Source organism: Clostridium sp. 1001275B_160808_H3 (assembly GCF_015550425.1).
Classification (GTDB): domain Bacteria; phylum Bacillota; class Clostridia; order Clostridiales; family Clostridiaceae; genus Clostridium.
Genome location: NZ_JADNAT010000002.1, coordinates 149365 through 170411, shown reverse-complemented (window position 1 = coordinate 170411; position 21047 = coordinate 149365). Strand labels below are relative to the sequence as shown.

General features: G+C 25.9%; 14 protein-coding genes. 2 read left to right on the top strand and 12 right to left on the bottom strand.

Annotated features, from left to right (window positions below; genetic code table 11):
• Positions 1-27: 27 nt before the first annotated feature.
• The gene (locus I2A75_RS02675; protein WP_195262924.1) at positions 28-867 is read left to right on the top strand and encodes a helix-turn-helix domain-containing protein; all 840 of its coding nucleotides are present in this window, start codon (positions 28-30) and stop codon (positions 865-867) included.
• Positions 868-993: 126 nt separating this feature from the next.
• Here I2A75_RS02675 and I2A75_RS02670 read toward each other — a convergent pair whose 3' ends face one another.
• The 9 genes from I2A75_RS02670 to I2A75_RS02630 all read right to left on the bottom strand — a co-directional run bounded on the left by I2A75_RS02670 (position 994) and on the right by I2A75_RS02630 (position 10538).
• A complete protein-coding gene (locus tag I2A75_RS02670; RefSeq protein WP_195262923.1) occupies positions 994-2244 on the bottom strand; it encodes a HAMP domain-containing sensor histidine kinase in 1251 nt (416 codons plus the stop codon).
• Complete coding sequence (locus I2A75_RS02665; RefSeq protein ID WP_195262922.1) at positions 2237-2917, bottom strand: response regulator transcription factor; 681 nt, start codon at positions 2915-2917, stop codon at positions 2237-2239. Before I2A75_RS02665 ends, I2A75_RS02670 begins: the two co-directional genes overlap by 8 nt.
• Positions 2910-3449, bottom strand: coding sequence for a ubiquitin (locus tag I2A75_RS02660; protein ID WP_195262921.1), 540 nt, complete (start codon positions 3447-3449; stop codon positions 2910-2912). The genes I2A75_RS02665 and I2A75_RS02660 overlap by 8 nt, the downstream gene beginning before the upstream one ends.
• A 210-nt stretch (positions 3450-3659) precedes the next feature.
• Positions 3660-3959 carry a hypothetical protein gene (locus I2A75_RS02655; protein ID WP_207733748.1) on the bottom strand — a complete coding sequence of 100 codons (300 nt, stop codon included), beginning with the start codon at positions 3957-3959 and terminating at the stop codon, positions 3660-3662.
• A 129-nt stretch (positions 3960-4088) separates the two neighbouring features.
• Positions 4089-4631 carry a DUF4342 domain-containing protein gene (locus tag I2A75_RS02650; protein ID WP_195262920.1) on the bottom strand — a complete coding sequence of 181 codons (543 nt, stop codon included), beginning with the start codon at positions 4629-4631 and terminating at the stop codon, positions 4089-4091.
• A gap of 151 nt (positions 4632-4782) precedes the next feature.
• Positions 4783-5373 (bottom strand): ECF transporter S component, encoded by a 591-nt coding sequence (locus I2A75_RS02645; RefSeq protein WP_243241960.1) that lies wholly within the window; start codon positions 5371-5373, stop codon positions 4783-4785.
• A gap of 266 nt (positions 5374-5639) precedes the next feature.
• Positions 5640-6182 (bottom strand): hypothetical protein, encoded by a 543-nt coding sequence (locus I2A75_RS02640; protein WP_195262918.1) that lies wholly within the window; start codon positions 6180-6182, stop codon positions 5640-5642.
• 237 nt (positions 6183-6419) lie between these two features.
• Positions 6420-9827, bottom strand: coding sequence for an FtsX-like permease family protein (locus I2A75_RS02635; RefSeq protein WP_195262917.1), 3408 nt, complete (start codon positions 9825-9827; stop codon positions 6420-6422).
• 9 nt (positions 9828-9836) lie between these two features.
• Positions 9837-10538: an ABC transporter ATP-binding protein gene (locus I2A75_RS02630; protein WP_008680044.1), complete on the bottom strand. Its 702-nt coding sequence runs from the start codon at positions 10536-10538 to the stop codon at positions 9837-9839.
• 215 nt (positions 10539-10753) lie between these two features.
• On the opposite strand from I2A75_RS02630, the gene I2A75_RS02625 reads away from it, so the two are divergent.
• A complete protein-coding gene (locus tag I2A75_RS02625; RefSeq protein ID WP_195262916.1) occupies positions 10754-11305 on the top strand; it encodes a TetR/AcrR family transcriptional regulator in 552 nt (183 codons plus the stop codon).
• Positions 11306-11421: 116 nt separating this feature from the next.
• On the opposite strand, the gene I2A75_RS02620 is transcribed toward I2A75_RS02625, so the two are convergent.
• From I2A75_RS02620 to I2A75_RS02610, 3 genes are all read right to left on the bottom strand, one after another.
• Positions 11422-13644 carry a GGDEF domain-containing protein gene (locus I2A75_RS02620; RefSeq protein WP_195262915.1) on the bottom strand — a complete coding sequence of 741 codons (2223 nt, stop codon included), beginning with the start codon at positions 13642-13644 and terminating at the stop codon, positions 11422-11424.
• 260 nt (positions 13645-13904) lie between these two features.
• Positions 13905-17216, bottom strand: a complete 3312-nt coding sequence (locus tag I2A75_RS02615; protein WP_195262914.1) for a sensor histidine kinase — start codon at positions 17214-17216, stop codon at positions 13905-13907.
• Positions 17217-17597: 381 nt separating this feature from the next.
• Positions 17598-20909 carry a sensor histidine kinase gene (locus I2A75_RS02610; RefSeq protein ID WP_243241957.1) on the bottom strand — a complete coding sequence of 1104 codons (3312 nt, stop codon included), beginning with the start codon at positions 20907-20909 and terminating at the stop codon, positions 17598-17600.
• Positions 20910-21047 lie beyond the last annotated feature (138 nt).

Below are 21047 nucleotides of genomic sequence, written 5' to 3'. Positions count from 1 at the left end.
AAAATATAATGGGGTGAATAAATTATTATGGATAATAAAGAAAAATACATAAATAATCAAAAAATCAATTCTAAAATCCTAAATAAAAAAAGAGGAGAAATATTATATTATTCTATAGATCAAGTATCTGACTTATTAAATGAAAGTATAGATAATATAAAATACTACACTAACATATTTGACGATATACTAAAAATCGAAATACTAGATAAAGAATTACGCTATAAAGATAATGATATAGATAAACTAGAACTTTTAATAAAACTAAAAAATAGAGGCATGTCAATAAAAGAAATATATGAATATTATAACAAATTACCTTTAAATGATAGTGAGATTCAATATAGTGAAGGAAACTTATTATCTGTTGAAGAATTAATTGATTTAATTAAAGAAAATCAACAAATTCAACTAAATATTTTTAAAGACCAATTAATTAACGATTTACAAAATGTAAACTCCCTATATCTTAATAACATTAGTTCAATTGTTATCGAATCTCAAAATAAAAAACTTAATGAACTTAAAAATGATTTATCTAAGGAAATTACAGAATACCTAACTGTTAAATTAGATAAAATCAATGAAGTTAATAATGATATACATAATAATATAATTAATGATGCTAAAGAGTTTATATCAACTAAAATTGATAATAAAAATGAAGAGTTAATAATTGATTTCAAAAATAATTTTGATGATTTTACTAAGCTATCTTCAAATAATAATGACCATTTAATAAATGAAGTTAAGTCCTTTAAAAGAGTTATGGAAGATGCTTATTATACTAAATGTGAAGTTGAAATGGAGGAAGATGCAAATAAAGGATTTTTTGCTAGACTATTTCAAGCATTAAAAGTTAATTAGTTACATTTTTATCTCAATGAAAATTATAGCTCTACAACATTTGTCGTAGAGCTTACATTTAATATTGTACTTTTTCAAATTTACATCTATCAATATTGTACATAGTTTATTATTTAAGTACATTTCTTATCTTTCTGGAAGAAAAACAGTTATTCTCGTACCTATTTCTTTCCTACTCAAGACGCTAAAATATCCATTGTGACTATCAATAATCCATTTAGCAATAGAGAGTCCAAGCCCTGTGCCACCATTTTTTCTAACCCTTGCAGTATCTGCTCTAAAAAAGCGTTCAAATATATGAACTACGTCATTTTCATCCATTCCTATTCCATTATCTTGAATTGAAAAATAAGGTTCATTATTATCATTTTTGCCACATTTTAATATTATCTCTTCACGTTTATCCGTGTATTTTGCTGCATTTTCTATTAATATTCTAGCTGTTTGTTTAAGTAAGGATATATCACCATAAACTTTTATATCTTCTGAATCTATATATGTGTATGTGTGATATTTATCTATCATTTGAGATTCTTCTAATACTTCTTTCATCATATCATTAAGTGAAAATTCTCTAAGTTTAAGTTGAGTTTTACCATTAATACCTCTAGCTAGAAATAACAACTGCTCCACTAAGTTTTTCATATTTTCTGATTCACTTTTTATAGCTGCAATAGATTCTTCTAATACTTCTTCATCATCTTTTCCCCAACGATCTAGCATATTTGCATATCCTTGAATTACAGAAATAGGAGTTCTAAGCTCATGTGAAGCATCTGAAACAAACCTTGCTTGTTGTCTATAAGATTCTCTCATTCTATCTAATAAGTTATTAATTGCTTCCTCTAACCCCTGAAGTTCACTATCTCCAATATGAATTCTTTCATCAGATGCAATTGGACTAATCTTAGATATAGCATCTTCAAGACTATGAAATTTTTCTTCATCAAAAGCCATATCACTAAGTCTACTTGCAGTTTCTGCTATTTCATTAAGTGGTTTTAAAACTTTTCTATTTTTTGAAGTACCAAATATTATTTCATTTAATAGCATAATAAATTCTATGATTCCAATAACACTAATAGCTCTTATAACAAGATTTAAAAAAGTACTAGCTTCTTTAATCATGATCTTTCCATCATCAAAGACAACTTTATAAGTTGCTGTTTCTATAGGATAAAAGTTAAAAGACCTTTGAGCATTTTTTATAAATTCACCATAAAAACTTAATTCACTTTCAACACACCAAATACCAATAAATATAATAATTATAAATATATCAATTAAAATAAACTTAAAAAATAAATCTCTTATAAAAATGGAATTTAACTTTATTGCAATAGATGTAACATTTTTGTTTTTAATCTTTTTACTCATCCTTAATTACGTACCCCACACCACGAACTGTAGTTATTATTTTTACTTTAAACATATCATCTATTTTTGTTCTTAAATATCTTATATAAACATCTATAACATTTGTTTCTCCAATATAATCATATCCACATACCTTTTCCATAAGTGTATTTCTAGTTAGTACTATATTCTTGTTTTCCATTAATATTTGCAACAAAGTAAATTCTCTATTTGTAAGCTCTATTTCTGTACTATCATAAATTACCTTATACTTCATTTTGTCTAATGATAATAACCCACATCTTAATATGTCTTCATCCTTTTTTACTGTAACTATTCTCTTTTTAAGCGCTGTTCTTATTCTTGCAAGCAATTCTTCAATTGCAAATGGCTTAGTTATATAATCATCTGCACCTGCATCAAGGCCTGAAACTTTATCCATAATCGCATCTCTTGCAGTAAGCATTATAACTGGAATATCTGAAATTCTTCTAAGCCTTCTTAATACTTCAAGACCATTGATTTCTGGAAGCATTATATCAAGTAGGATTAAATCCATCTCACCTTTTTCTGCAATTTCAAGACCTGTTCTTCCATTATTAGCTTTTACTACTTCATATCCTTCATGTTTTAACTCAAGTTCAATAAACCTTGCTAGCTTTTCTTCATCTTCAACTATTAAAATCTTAGTCATTCTTAACACCCTTTTTAAACTTCTCTTTTATATCTTTTACATATTTTGAAATCTCATTTAGTATCTTATTAACTTTATCTGTATTGATACTATTTGCATAAACATAAAATTCTATATCAAAAAATAGTCCAACAATAATTAAAGGAATAATAATCCAAAACATAAAAAACGAAAGTAAAATCACTACTGTAAGTGGAATCTTTAAAAATATCTTGTTTGCCTTTTTTATCTCTAGGAAAATATTATTACATGTATCTATAAACTTACATATAGCTTCAAATATTCCTTGAAAACTGCTGTTAGTTTTATACTTATATTCTTCATTATTTCTAATAACTTGTATTTCTCCAGTATATCTTGTTTCATTAGTATAAAAAATGCTAACAGAAGGCTTTTCAACTTTTCCACTTTCCTCTAAGTACAATAAAGCATCTAATATATCCCAATTGCTATTTTCTAAAACTTTTTTAGCTTCCTCATAACTTATATTTGTTTTTTTTCTTAATTTCTCTACTAGCTTATGCTTATCCATAAATAAACCTCCATATCTATGGCATATAAAAATAACATATATTATTTAAATTTTACTATTTTACTTATGATAAGTATATTAATTTTTTAATAAATTGCACAATACTTTTACAAATAATAATCTCATAACCAATTTGATATTATTTCGAAATAAAAAATACCGTATATTCATTTCTTAATATACGGTATTTAGATAATTTTATAGTATAATCTATTTACTTTTTTCAAATGATAGTGCTACTTCGCCATCACCAATTATTGCTATTATTTTTTTTGGTGCAATATTACGGAGATAAAATCTAGTGTTATATGGTATTGAGCTAATAAATTGAATATTCATATCTTCATCAAGAATCATAATTTTAGTAGGAACTTGAGTAAGTAGTGTTACGCCTATATCAACATCAGTTGCATTATTAAATTTATGAAAACCCTCTGTATATGTTTTTGAAATAGTTGGTATAGGCTTATAATAATTAGATGTAGTACTTGCACTAACAATGTTAGGCAATGATATAAATAGTATTAGTGCTAAAAATATTGATTGCTAATGATAATTTAATTGGCAATTCAGAAATTATAAGATGTCATTATAAAAATCGGAAAGTTAATACATATCATTAAGTCTAATTATCATTCATTATTTCTCATAGCCTTCTTTAAAGTCCTTTTTAATAGTATCTGCTGATTCTGATGCTTTTTCAAAAACACTATTTACTCCATCATAATTAATATTAGCACCAGCTAATGAATATTTATATCCACAGAATAGTCCAATTACTAATAATACTATAGTTGGTGCAAATAAAAATACTAATAGAAGTATTGATACTGTTATTGATACTCTTATTGGCTTTTCATTATCTTTTTTTATTTCAAAAAAGTTCTCATTCCCCTTTTTTATAAATTTACCTATAAATTTAAATATTCTACCTATGATTTCTCCAATTCCACCATATCCTTCTTTATACCTTTTACTATTTTCATTTTTTTCTTGCTTTTGATCTTCTTCTTTAACTTCAATTATTGTAGTAGTTTCATTATTTTCTATTTTCCCATTTCTCTCTAGATATATAATAGTATCTACAACATCCCAGTTACATTTTTCCAAAGCATCTATTGCCTCTTCACGAGTTATCTTAGCTTTTGCAATTATAATTTCAATCATTTCATTTCTTTCCATTTGATTTACCTCCATGTATTTATTAATCATTCATCATGGTTATATAATACTTTGGAAAGATTAATCTAAAATATAAGAAAGATTAAAATTAGATTAAAAAATTAAAATAATTATCACTAAAAATTAATTGAAAAGCTACATAATATTATCTTTAGTCTATTTTCATTAATAACCCTTCTTTATTTAATATAGGTCTTAATACATTATATATAATTACTACTACTATTGTAGAAACTATCGCATTTACCAATGTAGTAACTGCACTTATTTTAGCTAAAATAGCTGCTGCATCTTGTGGTTGTCCCAATATAAATTGTTTATAAAAAAATCCAACTATAGGGTCTGCTACTACATTAAAAACCAACCCACCAACAGATGCAATAATGCTCCACTTAAAAATATACTTTTTATCATTATTTTCACTAATTTTTGCAATTCTATGTGCAATTAATCCAGTTATCAATCCAATACACAATTTTAAGATGAATGTTTTTGGTGCTACCATTATATATACAGGATCTAACAAATCTGCAATAGTCATCCCTATTGCTCCTGCTAGTCCTCCATACCATCCACCAAGTAATAATGCAGCTAAGACACAAAATGCATTCCCAATATGAAGTGAAGTTGTATTTCCTCCCGGGATTGGTATTTTAATTTGTAAATAAGTAAATGATACAAAACATAATGCTGCTAATAATGCTGTTTGATTTAATTTTTTTATTCTTGTTTGTTTATTCAAAACAACCGCCCCTTTACTGGTAAAACTTACTATAAATTTTACACTTTCTAATCTTAAAATCAATTTTATCGATACAATACTGCAATCACTTATATATTTATTTTTTTCATTATAAATAAACATTATTATTTGGTTTATTATAAATTTTGAAATAATAATGTACAGGATAACCAATATTTTTATGTAATTATTGAAGATATAATAACAAGGGCTATTTTTCAATAGCCCCACTTATTTTTAATTTACCTTTTAATTTACTTTTTAACTTAATTGCTTAAATATCTAAACTCTATACTTGTTAGAAGTAATGCACCAGCAAAGTCATTATTGTTTGGAATACGTGCAACACTTAAAAGAGCAAAATCTTCTGCTCTAATAATATCATTTAATTCAAATTCTAATACATAATGATTATATTGAAAATTTCCTGGTGAGTTTTGTATTGGAATATTAACTCTATTCATAGTCCTTAAATTTGCTATATTTACTACTCCATTAACTCTAGTAAATAATGATGACAACCTTATTGCAAACCTATTTCCAATTGGAGTATTTGAATTATCGGTTAATAAATGAACAAACACCCTAGCTCTTGAAGACCTAATAGCATCCCTCGGAACGCTAAAAGTTAGTGAATACTCATTTGTATCACCTTGAGGAAGAAGCCATCCTAATATTCTAATACTAGAAGTAGCACTTCCTAGAGGTACAGTGTCAGGTGAAGTTTCTTCAGCATCATTAATTGTTCCAGCATTGAATATTAATGATTTGAATTCTAGTTTATTATTAAAACAATAATCATTTAACATCTTGAATCACCTCAAAATTATATAAAAGCTTTCTAATATAGTGTATTACAAATATATAATTATGTTACTAAAATATTAATTCATTTATATATTCTTCTAATTTTTTATTTCTGTATAATAGTACAACAAATAATATACTCTAAAGGATTAAAAATCTCCATCATAATCCATCTATAGTAAGTTAACCTATTCATAAATAAAGGAAGTCGCGAAACGCGACTTCCTTTACTTTGACCTTTACTCTATAGATTTTAATGCATCTACCATATTTACTTTTTTTAGTTTTATATGCATCATTATCATAACTAATATTGCAAAAAACATTGTAATTAATCCAGCAATTATATAGCCACTTATATTTACAGTTGGTATCATCATCATATTATCCATTTCTGCCGTACTTACTAAAAATACATATAGTATTTTACCGAGGAATGTACCTAAAAGTATTCCTAATATAGTAAGTATTATGTTTTCTCTAAATATATACATTGCTACTTCACTATCATAAAAACCTAATACCTTTATTGTAGATATTTCTCTTATACGTTCAGATACATTTATATTTATTAAGTTATATAATACAACAAATGCTAAACTTCCTGAAGCTACTATTATTACTATCATAACTAATCCTAAATCAGCAGATTCACTTAAACTCTTCATCTTTGAAGCAAGTGTAACATTTATTACTTTATCGTTATCCATAAGAGTAGTAGATACTTTATCATCATCTTCTCTTTCTGAATTTAAATTTAATAATTGCGCATTATATATTAGCTCACTATTAAATACTTCTTTATAATAGTCTGGTGATAAATACATATAATGTCCAGCATAATTTTCTACTATATTATCTACCTTAACTTCATAATCATTATTTTTTGAATCTGTTACAATTATATTATCACCTACAGATGCATCTAAAATTTTTGCTAGTTTTTCATTTATAATTACTCCACTATTTGATAATTTGTACTCAATACCACGTTCTCTATCATTTAGTAATATATACTTATTTAATTCATCTGTATTTTCTGGTACATACATAGTGGCAGTTTGCTTGCTTACACCTTCTTTGCTAAAAGTAACTGAATCTTGATAAATGTTTAAGCTACTTTCATATCCTCTTAAGTTATTTAAAGACTCATTATATTCTTCATTTTCTTTTTCAATATTCTTGTCATTAAATATTACCATAGCATCATATTTAATTAATTTACCAAACTGAATACCCATGACTGAAGAATTAGATTTTTCAAGGGCTAATCCTGCAACAAGCATAGCCATGCATCCTGATATACCAAGGATTGTCATTAACATCCTTTGTTTATATCTAAAAAGATTCCTGAAAGTAACCTTTTGATTAAAGTTTAATCTTTTCCATAATGGTGTAATTCTTTCTAATAATATCTTCTTACCAACCTTTGGAGCTTTTATTCTCATCAAATTAGAAGGACTATCTATTAATTCTCCTTTTAATACAATTAAAGCTGCTCCTACTGTACAAACTATTGAAGCTACTAAAGATTGAATTATATAAGATGGATAAAAATATATATTTACATTTGGTAAAGTAAATGAAGCTGAATACGCTTGGCTAACTATATACGGAAGCATGCTACTTCCAATTGCTATACCAAGAATACTTCCTATAATACTAGCTAATGCTGCATAAACTACAAACTTTTTAGCTATTTCTAAATCTCTATATCCTAAAGCTTTTAGTGTTCCTATTTCTACTCTATTTTCTTCTACCATTCTAGTCATTGTAGTTAAGCATATAAGTGCTGCAACTAAGAAGAAAAACACAGGAAATACTAAAGCTATCTTATCTAAGCTATCAATTGAACCTTTATAAGTTGTATAACCAGGATTATCCTCCCTATCAAAGAAATAATATTTGCTATCATCTAAATCATTTAGTTTTTCCTTTTCCTTATCTATTTCTTTTCGTCCATCTATTAGCTTTTCTCTATTTTCTGCAATTTCTTTTTCTCCATCAAGAAGTTTTTGTTCTGAATCCTCAAGCTCTTTCTTAGCCTTATCAAGCTCTAACTTACCTTGAGTTTTACCTTCTTCAAGATCTGCTTTTCCTTTTATAATTTCTTCTTGTCCTTTATCTAATTGCTTTTCGGCTTCTTCAAGTTTTATCTTACCTTCATTAAATACTTTAACTTGCTCTTCATAAGCAGTTACTCCTTGCTGATACTTAGTTATTCCCGCCACTAAAGTATCTAATTTGGATTTATTTTCACTTACAGTTTTACTAGCTGCTTCTATAGCATTAGAAATATTAAGTGCCAGAGAAATATTTTCTGGATTTTGTTCTAAAGCATTTACTAAATCATTTAAAGCAGTTAATCCTAAGCCTTGGTTAGATATAATTCCTTTCCAATATTGAATTTTCTCATTTGGAATTCTATCATCATCTTTTAGATTGCTTGTTGTTTCTTTTATATCATTTGAAAGTTCATCATATGTTTTAATTAACATATTTAATCCTTCTATTTGATTCTCATATTCTTTTGTACTTTTAGTAGGATCAATTCCTTTATTTAAAAATTCCTGCTTTGCATTATCAAGTTCAACTTTAGCTGACTGAAGCTTTATTTCTCCATTTGAAAATTGTTCTTTTTGCTTATCTAATTCATTTTGTCCATCAACTAATTGCTTTTCACCTTCAATTAGTTTTAATTCACCATCTTTAATTTCTTGATTATATTTTTCTACAGCTTCTCTATATTGATTTTTTCCGTCAATAAGTTGAATCTTCCCATCATCTATTTCTTTTTGAGCATCTTCAAGCTTTATTTCACCATCTTCTATTTCTTTATAAGCTTTATCAAACTCTTTTTGTGCTTCTGATTTTATTTCTTCAACTCTTTCTATAGCTCTATTTGAATATAAATCTTCAAGATACTTATTATTTTCTTCCATCTTTTCTTTATATTCATCACTATATGAGCCAAGACTTTCTACATTTTTAAATCGTACATATATTTCAGTATATACATCCATTGATATATCACTACTATTTAAAATTGCAAAATAATCAATACTTCCTTTTCCAACAGTAGTTGTCCCTCTAGATATATTTTCTATATACATAGGACTTTGAACAAATCCAACTATCTTAAAAGTTTTCTTACTAAAATACTCATCTAAGTTTATATCAGATTCTATTGTATAATTATCGCTTATTTTTAGATTTTCATTTTCCTTTAAAGCATTTTTATCTAAAGCTATTTCTCCACTATTTTCAGGTAACCTACCTTCTATAACAATAGGATTATTCATATTAATAGAATCATTAGGATTATACTCCATAAATCTAACAACATTATTTGTATTAGTTAAATTTACATCTATGCTATGTGTTGCATAATAATCTAAAATTTTATCGTTATTTTCAAGTAACTTTAAATCATTATCATTAAGACCTATACTAGATACTATCTTACTATCCATTAAGTTTTGCTGATTAAAAAATTCGTTTATAGAATCTTTTAAGTCTGGACCAGCTGATTTTATTCCAGAATAAACAGCTACGCCTAAAAATATTATTGCTAATATTGAAATAAACCTTGCTTTTGAAGATAGTATTTCTCTTGTTATTGATTTTTTATATGCTATATTTTTCATCTTTATCCTCTACCACTCTATAGAATCAACTGAAACAGGATTTTCGTTTACTTCTATGCTTCTAACCTTTGCATCTTTTATTTTTATAACTCTATCTGCAATTGGTGCAAGAGCTGAATTATGTGTTATAACAATTACTGTTGTTCCTGTATTTTTACATGTATCTTGCAGAGTCTTTAAAATCTGCTTTCCTGTTTTATAGTCAAGGGCACCAGTTGGCTCATCACATAAAAGTAATTTAGGATTTTTAGCTATGGCTCTTGCTATAGCTACTCTTTGCTGTTCCCCTCCTGATAATTGAGATGGAAAATTACCTTTTCTATGACCAAGTCCAACTAACTCAAGAGTTTTATCAACATCTAAAGCATTTTTTGTAATTTGTGTAGCAAGTTCCACATTTTCCTTTGCAGTTAAATTTTGAACTAAATTATAAAACTGAAATACAAACCCTACATCATATCTTCTGTAATTTGTAAGCTGTTTATTATTGAACTTTGATATATCAACATCATCAATAATTACCTTACCTTCATCACAAGTATCCATTCCTCCAAGAATATTTAATACAGTTGTTTTTCCAGCACCACTTGGTCCTAAAATAATAACAAACTCTCCTTTTTCTATTGAAAAATCAATTCCATTGTTTGCTATAATAGTGTTTTCTCCAATTTTGTATCTCTTATATTCGTCTCTTATTTCTATATATGACATCTCTCTCTCCCTTATCTTTATCTACTCAAAATACTAAATGTTATTAAATAGACACCTTGTTTGGTTAATGCTATAATTAAGTATAAATAATATGTACTCTAATTACAATAATCACATACTTTTCTAATGTTATTAAATATACATTTTGATTGTTTTTGTTGATTTATTAACATATAATTAAAACTTTTAAATAAATACATAAAAGGATGGGTTAAATGGCAGGAATTAAAGGAAACAGAAGAACCTTATATACTAAAAAAATAATAAAAGAAAGTTTAATTGATTTACTTCAACATAAAAAAATTCATGAAATTACAGTTACTGATATCTGTAAAAAATCAGATATTAATAGAGGAACTTTTTACACTCATTATAAAGATTCTTATGACTTACTTAAATCAATAGAAGATGAGCTATTTAATCAAATATCCATATATATTGAGGAAACCCCTGTAGAAGATTACAAAGAAGTTTTATTACTCAAAGCCCTTGAATTGATTTATGAAAATAAAGATTTATGCAAAATATTATTCAGTAAACAAATGGAGACTAACATTATGGATCGTATTATTTACGTGACAAGCAAATCTGAAATTGATAAGCTGGTTGGAAGTGCAAATATTGATGCTGTATTTTTAGATTATTTTATAAAATATACTGTAGGCGGAGTTGTTTCAGTTATTCAAACGTGGTTAGAAAATGATTTAAAGGAACACCCAAAAGAAATATCTAAAATTATAAATGATATTATTTCATTTCATCCTTAATTTTTATAAAAAACATAATCTTATTTTAGATAAGTGCATTAAAATATAAAATACTCATACCAATTTTGATATGAGTATTTTATAGGGTATTTAGAAATTAAATATTAATTAAACACTTATTTTGATAATAATGAAATATATTCGTTTTTAGGAACAGGCTTAGAAAAATAATATCCTTGAGCAATAAAACAATTATTTGCTATCAAAAATTCAACTTGTTCTTGAGTTTCAATTCCTTCCGCAATAATTTTCATATTTAATTTTTTTGCCATATCTATCGTAGATTTTATAATAATATCCATCTTAGGATTTCCTATATTATCTATAAATGATTTATCAAGTTTCAAAGTATCAAAACTTGATCTTGATATTGAACTAAGTGCAGAAATTCCTGTACCATAATCATCCATTTCTACTTTAAACCCCAACTTATGCAATTCATCAACAATACTATTTAATTTATCATTATTATTAATAAATACGCTTTCTGTTATTTCAAAAGCAATTTTAGATGAATCTATATCATATTTTTCTAACAAAGCTTCAATTCTTTCTACAATTCCCTGATATTCAAGATGAAGCCTTGATAAATTAATAGAAATTGGATGGATTTCATATCCTAAATAACTCATTTCCTTAATATCTTTGCATACTTTTCTTATAACTTCCTCATCTAGTTGAATAATTTGTCCATTATTTTCAAACACAGGTATGAATTTAGCAGGAGATATTAAAGAACCATCTTTTTTTCTCCATCTTATCAATGCTTCTGCTCCACAGATTTTCTTATTTCTGATATCATATTTGGGCTGATACCAAACTTCAAATTCATCATTTTTCAAAGCTTCTGGAAACTCAGATTCTATTCTTTTATTATCTATTATAGTTTTTTTATTTCGCTCATCAAAAAACTTATAACTTTGATTCATTTTATCTTTTATCTCTCTTTTTGCTATAAGAGCGTTACTATATACCCTATGCAGACTCTCAGAGTTATCTAAAGAACATATGCCCATAGATATTTTTATAGGTATTACTTCATTTCTTTCAATATCCGTTTTAATTCTATAATCAAGCATATTTAATTTTTTAATTATTTCTTCTTTGTCAGCATGATATATAATTCCTATAAACCCATCTGCCTTATCCTTATATAACTCATCATTAGGTAGCACTTCCTTAAATATTCTAACAATATATTTTAAAACATTATCTCCTATATCAGTTCCATGCATTATATTTATAACATTAAACTTATCTATATCAAAAACCACTAATGATTTATTTTTTCTATCAATCTGCTTCATATTTTCAAAATGCAATCTCAAACATTGATAATTTCTTTCTTTTGTCAATTCATCTATAAAGATAAGATAAGAAATCTTCTTTTGATATTTGTTATAAGATAAAATAAATATTCCAGCAGCCAAAATAAACGTAATATAAAATAATGCACTCTCTATATGAATACCTCTAAATATTATATCCGCATTTTGATATACACGCCTATTAGGTACATAAGATATTAAATACCAATCATTTATATTAAGAGGCTCATAATATATCAAATAATCTTCTTCCTCATAATTGCAACTAATAAATCCACTTTCTTCTCTTGAGATATTTTCTTGAACTACTTTATATAATTCTGAATCCTCTACTTTTAACTTATTAAACACATTGAAATCCCTATCATATATTTTATTAGGATTAGAAACAAGATTTCCTAATTTATCAACTACAACACTTTTTCCTTCTCCATTAAAAGAATCGATATTTAAAATATTATAAAAATCATCGGATTTATATGTAGCGGTTAATATCATCTCTACATCATTTCCATTGTAAATTGGAAATGTAAATATATTTAACATAAATTGTTTATCTTCACTAAAATAACTTTTAGATACGCCCGAAATCCCATTCATTCCATTTTTGTAATAATCATATTTACTTAAGTCTAATACTTCACCTAAAGTCGTATAGCAAATACCATCTTTATCAATAATACCCATATTGTAAAATCCATAAGCTTTACTATAAATTTTAAAATTCTCAACTATATTCAAGATTTTATTACTATTAATATCTTCTATACTTTTCGCTAAAGATTCTAATACTTTTTGTTTTGCTTCAATTTCTGCCTGCATTGCTATAACATTTTGTGAAGATACATTTTTAAGCTTTGCCCTAGCCTCTTTATCAATCAAATCACTTAAACGTCTATTGTGATAGCTAAATAAAAATACTCCTATAATTAACATTAAAATAAACACTATACATATTGATATAGATAATCCTTTTTTATATTTGTCATTAAACTTTGCTACACTTATCATAAAATTTTGCTCTCCATACCAAATTCTTATTTTTAAGATTAATTTCTTTTTATAAAAATAGTTTTCAAAATATATCTACTCATTTATCAATCATTTTATAACCTATATCAGTACCACTTTTATACTTTTATATACTTTTTTTGTTATTAATAAATTCATCCTAATTATCTTATTAACTTTATCTTTATAAAAAATAAGCTAGATGAAGTAATTCTCACCTCATCTAGCTTGTCTATTTAATAATGATATAATTAGATTTTTTAAAGTTTCATTTCATGATAATCTTCATTATCACATATAATATACTCTTTTACATCTGGTAGTCCTATTGTAAATCTACTACCTTTATTAGGTTCACTTTCAAGTTTAACATAACCACCATGAAGTTCTGCTATATGTTTAACAAGAGTAAGTCCAATACCACTACTACTTGCCTTTGTAACACCAGTTCCCTCAACTTGTGAAAATCTTTGGAATATAAACTCTTGGTCTTCTTTTGATATTCCTATTCCTGTATCCTCTACAGTAATCTCAATATTATTTTCAACTTCTTTAATAAATACTCGGATTTCCCCACCTTCTGGAGTAAATTTAACTGCGTTTCCTAATAAGTTAATTACACATCTTTCTATTTCAGTATCATCAAAAGAAATAATTTTTTCTTCCATATCTGGGTCAATTATAAGAGATAGCCCTTTGTCTTCTATGAACTTACTCATATTAAGTGCAGCTTCTTCAACTACATATACTATATCATTATTTGTTTTGTTAATTTTATACTGGCCTGTCTCTATTTTTGAGCTATCTATAATATCATTTATTATTTTTAATAAATTCCCACAGCTTTTATTTATAATATTCATGTATTTATTAGATTTTTCTTGTGTTAATGATTTATCTCTACTAATTGCGTTTATTAACTGTACTGTTGATGCTATAACATTTATTGGTGTTCTTAGTTCATGAGATAAATTTACAAAATAATTATTTTTAAACTTTTCTTTGTCTATTATTTCTTCACTTAATTTTTTATTTTCTTCAATCTGCATGTTAAGTCTCATTGTTTTTTGAGTTACTAATTTTTTTAGTATTTTAACATAATTTAATATATAAAAAGCTATTAATATTATTAAAATTAAGTATATTAAATAAGCTAATGGACTTTTCCAAATTGGTTTTTCAACTCTTATATTCATACTTGTCTCTTCAGTTAATTCCCCATGTCCATCTCTAGCTCTTAATTTCAAAGTATATTTACCTGGATCTAAGGATTTAAAATGTAAATTACTTGTAGAGTCTATATATGACCAGTCAGAATCAATTCCTTCAAGCATATATTCATAAGTTATTTGATTTAATCTTTCATAGTTAGGCAAGAAATAATTAATATATAAATCTCTATTTTTATATTTTAAAACTAATTCATTTTCATCATAAATGGCTTTATTTTTGCCAATATAAATATCACCAATTACAACTTTATTTTTATTTCCCTTAGGATAAACTATATCATTAGGATTAAAATGTATTGCTCCATTTGTACTTCCAAATATCATAAATTCGTTTTTAAGCTTTATACCTGAGTTTAAATTAAATTGATATCCGCGTAATCCATCTTGCTTAGTAAAGTTTGTAAAACTTTCTTTTTCTATATCAAACTTATTTAACCCTTTATTTGTGCTTATCCAAGCATTATTATTATCATCAAATAAAATCGAATTTATAAAGTTATTTGTTAATCCATTAGCTGTAGTGTATGGAGTAATTTGATTTGTTTCTATATCAAATCTAATAAGTCCTATATTTGTCCCTATCCATATCTTTCCTTCACTATCAAATCCCATACAATTTATATATTTATTTATTAAGGAATCTTCATAGGAACAATCTTTACCATATTGCCCTACAACTCCATTTTTCTTATGATATTTTACTAAGCCTGTATCAACTCCACCTAACCAAAGAATATCTTTATCTTTATAATCTGGCAATATATAGTTTATGCGTCCAGGATTTATATTAAATTTTATTAAATTATCACTATGATATATATTCTTTCCAGTATTAAGATCACAACTAAAAAAATTAAATGTGGACGCAACCCAAACAATATCTCCATCACTATATACATAATTTAACTCGGAAGCATAACCGTCTTCAACTAGATGTAATTTACTTAACAACTGTTCTGTATCAAATGATATTGTTCCATTATTAGTTGTAATAATAATATACCTGTCATTTATCTTAAATAAACTCTTTATATATTTACCTTTCAAGCTTATCTCATCATTAATTTCATATATTGACTTTAATAATTTACCAGTAGAATATTCAAATATATATATTCCATTATATTTAGTTGCTACCCATATTTCCCCCTTATTCTGAAGTATAGATACTATATTTTTATCCCCTAAATTCACTTGATCTAATATGTAATTGAATTGATTATTAGTATTTAATATATTCACACCTTTATCTGTTCCGATCCATATTGTTCCATTAAAATCTTCATAAAAGCATGTTATAACATTACTAGTAAGAGATGAAGATAAACTTGTATTTTTTCTTAATATATCCACATCTTTATTATCAGCTGTATATCTCATTATGCCATTATTAGTAGCCATCCATAAATTATCTTTACTATCACTCATAATAAAATAATTGTTATGAACTTTTTCTATATGTTTATCACTAGTATAAACGGTCTTTATTTCTTTTTCTTCAATGCTATATATTTTTATCCCCTCAGAATCTATAACCCATATTATTCCTTTTTCTTCTGATTTTATATCACACATAAGAATACTGTCTTTCGTAGAAATCCATACTCTACTTGAATTATCAATTTCTATGTTATAGATATATAATTTATCTTCATATATTTCAGCTTGATTAACAAAGATGTTCAAATTTTCATTTATAACATTTATACCATATTTTGTTCCAACCCATATAGATCCATCTTCTCCTTCTGTTAAGCAAGTTATTGATGAATTAGTCAAGAAACTTTCGCCATTTTCATCATGATAAAAGGCTCTAATGCTATTATTCCCAAGGTCTATTTGCATTAATCCGTATTCCGTACCAACCCACATAATATTGTCATTATGGCTGCTTTTCAATAAAGATGTAATCTTTAATTTACCTAAATTATATTTATCTTCAGGTAAATCCTTCATTCTTACTATAGTATCTTTGTCCCTAATTAAGAAATCTAGTCCATGATCAGTAGCTATCCATATATTCCCATATTTATCTTCCTCTATATCTGTTATATATGTTGAACTTAAAGTATTTACTTCTTCATAACTACAATTATATATCTTTATAAATTCACCATCATACCTATTAAGCCCATCTACTGTACCTATCCACATATATCCCATGCTATCCTGAAATATTGTTGTTACATATTCATTAGAAAGCCCTTCATCAATAGATAAACTTTCAAACTGCTCTCTTGTTAATATATCTGCTGATACTTTTATTGGTATTAAATTACTTATTAAAGTTATTATTAAAATACATGTCAACAATTTACATTTTAGCAATTTAGACTTCATTTAAATATTACCTCACATTTCTGAATATTACTCATCTTTAGTATAGTTTTATTTCTATAATCAAATAATTATATGAGTAAATAATAACATTTTTCTTTCATATTTTCACCTAAGTTCACCAATTGTTAACATAAAAAATTACATTTTATTATTTTTTTCGACACTAATACCATTTTTATATCTAACCCACAAAAAATGGATTAAATAAATCATTAGTTTTATACTCTCAATACTAAATAATGTTGTCTATAATATATTTTTAATATTGTAACTTTTCATCTTAATTATCTTATTCGCTTTATCTTTATAAAAAAATAAGATAGATGTGAAGTAATTCTCCCCTCATCTAGCTTATCTATTTAATAACGATATTTAGATTTTTTAAAGTTTCATTTCATGACAATCTTCATTATCACATGTAATATTCTCTGCTACATCTGGTAGCCCTATTGTAAATCTACTACCTTTATTAAGCTCACTTTCAAGTTTAACATATCCACCATGAAGTTCTGCTATATGTTTAACAAGAGTAAGTCCAATTCCACTACTACTTGCTTTTGTAGCTCCTGTTCCCTCAACTTGTGAAAATCTTTGAAATATAAACTCTTGATCTTCTTTTGATATTCCTATTCCAGTATCTTCTACAGTGATTTCAATATTATTTTCAACTTCTTTAATAAATACTCGGATTTCCCCACCTTCTGGGGTAAACTTAGCTGCATTTGCTAGCAAATTAATAATGCATCTTTCTATTTCAGTATCATCAAAAGAAATAATTTTTTCTTCAATATCAGGATCAATTATAAGCGATAAACCTTTCTCCTCTATAAATTTACTCATATTAAGTGCCGCTTCTTCAACTACATATACTATATCATTATTTGTTTTGTTAATTTTATACTGGCCTGTCTCTATTTTTGAACTATCTATAATATCGTTTATTATTTTTAATAGATTATTACAGCTCTTACTTATGATATTCATATATTTATTAGATTTTTCTTGTGTCAATGCTTCATCTATACTAAGTGTATTTATCAACTGTACTGTTGATGCTATAACATTTATTGGTGTTCTTAGTTCATGAGATAAATTTACAAAATAATTATTTTTAAACTTTTCTTTATCTATTATTTCCTTACTTAACCTTTTATTTTCTTCAAGCTGCATGTTAAGTTTCATTGTTTCTTGATTTACTAATTTTTTTAATATTTTAACATAATTTAATATATAAAAAGCTATTCCTATTATTACAGTTAAGTATATTAAATAAGCTACTGGACTTTTCCAAATTGGTTTTTCAACTCTTATATTCATACTTGTTTCTTCAGTTAATTCACCATGTCCATCTCTAGCTCTTAATTTCAAAGTATATTTACCTGGATCTAAGGATTTTAAATTTAAATTACTTGTAGAGTCTATATATGACCAATCAGAATCAATTTCTTCAAGCATATATTCATAAGTTATGTAATTTAATCTTTCATAGTTAGGCAAGAAATAATTAATATATAAATCTCTATTTTTATATTCTAAAACTAATTCATTTCCATCATAAATAGCTTTATTTTTGCCAATATACATATCACCAATTACAACTTTATTTTTATTTCCCTTAGGAGAAACTACATCATTTGGATTAAAATATATTAATCCATTTGTACTTCCCAACATCATAAATCCATTTTCAAGCTTTATACCTGAGTTTAAATTAAATTGATATCCACGTAATCCATCTTGCTTAGTAAATCTTGTAAAACTTTCTTTTTCTATATCAAACTTATTTAGCCCTTTATTTGTGCTTATCCAAGCATTATTATTATCATCAAATAAAATCGAATTTATAAAGTTATTTGTTAATCCATTAGCTGTAGTATATTTAGTAATTTTATTTGTTTCTATATCAAATTTAATAAGTCCTATATTTGTCCCTATCCACATTTTTCCTTCCTTATCAAATGCCATACAATTTATATATTTATCTATTAAGGAATTCTCATAGGAACAATCATTGCAATATTGCTCTATAACTCCATTTTTTTTATGATACTTTATTAAGCCTGTATCAATTCCACCTAACCAAAGAATATCTTCATCTTTATTATCTGGGAGTATATATTTTATACTTCCAGGTTTTATATTAAATTCTATTAATTTATCCCTAAGATATACAGTTGTCCCATTATTTATATCATAACAATACAAATTAGATGTAGTTGCTCCCCAGAGAAATTTTCCATCACTATATGCATAAGATAATTCTGATGAATAAGCATTATCAAGTAAATAAAACTCAGCTAATAGCTCCTTTGTTTTAATTAATATTACTCCCTTATTAGTTGCAACTAAGATATCACTATCATTCACCTTAAATAAACCCTTTATATATTGATTTCTTAAACTTATTTCATCATTAATTTCGTTTATTTGCTTCAATAATTTACCAGTAGCATATTCAAATATATATATTCCATTATATTTAGTTGCTACCCATATTTCCCCATTATGCTGCAGTATAGATACTATGCTTTTATCTCCCAAATTCATTTGATCTACCATTGAATTAAATTGATTATTAGTATTTAATATATTTACACCTTTGTCTGTTCCAATCCACATTGTCCCATTAAAATCTTCATAAAAGCACGTTATAACATTACTTGTAAGAGATGAAGATAAACTTACATCTTTTCTTAATATATCAACATTATTTTTCTCAGGTGAATACATTACTATCCCATTATTGCTAGCCGTCCATATATTATCTTTACTATCATTCATAACAAAATAGTTGCTATTAATTTTTCCTATATCAATAGAGTAATTATAAACGGTCCTTATCTCTTCTTCTTCAATATTATATTGCTTTATTCCATCAAAATCTACTACCCATATTGCTCCTATTTCTTCTGATTTTATATCACACATAATAGTACTATCTTTTGTAGAAATCCATACTCTTCCTAAATTATCAATGTCTATATTATAAATATACAATTTATCCGAGTGAATTTTAGATTTGTTAACAAATATATTTAAATTTTCGTCTATGATATTTACTCCATATTTTGTACCAACCCATACGATCCCATCTTCTCCTTCTTCTAAACAAGTTATTGATGAGTTAGTTAAAGATTTTTCATTATTTTTATCATAATAGAATGCTTTAATATCATTACTTTCAAGATTTATTTGCATTAATCCATATTCCGTACCAACCCACATAATATTGTCATTATAGCTACTTTTTAATAAAGATGTAATCTTTAATTTACCTAAATTATATTTATCTTCTGGTAAATCCTTCATTCTTACTATAGTATCTTTGTCCCTAATTAAGAAATCTAGTCCATAATCAGTAGCTATCCATATATTTCCATGCTTATCTTCTTCTATATCGGTTATATATGTTGAACTTAAAGTATTTTCATCTTCATAACTACAGTTATATATCTTTATAAATTCGCCATCATACCTATTAAGACCATCTACTGTACCTATCCACATATATCCCATGCTATCCTGGAATATAGTTGTTACATACTCATTAGAAAGTCCTTCATCAATAGATAAACTTTCAAACTGTTCTCTTGTTAATATTTCTGCTGATACTTTCACAGGTATTAAACTACTTATTAAAGTGCTTATTAAAATACATATCAGCAATTTCCATGTTAAAAATTTTGACATCATTTAATCAGTACCTCACATTTTTAAGTATTTTTATCTTTTGTTTAATTGCATTTATATTAATATACTTAATACCTTTGTTGAATACTATTCCATCTAAATAATACCATTATTCTAATATATTTTCACCAAAATTAACTT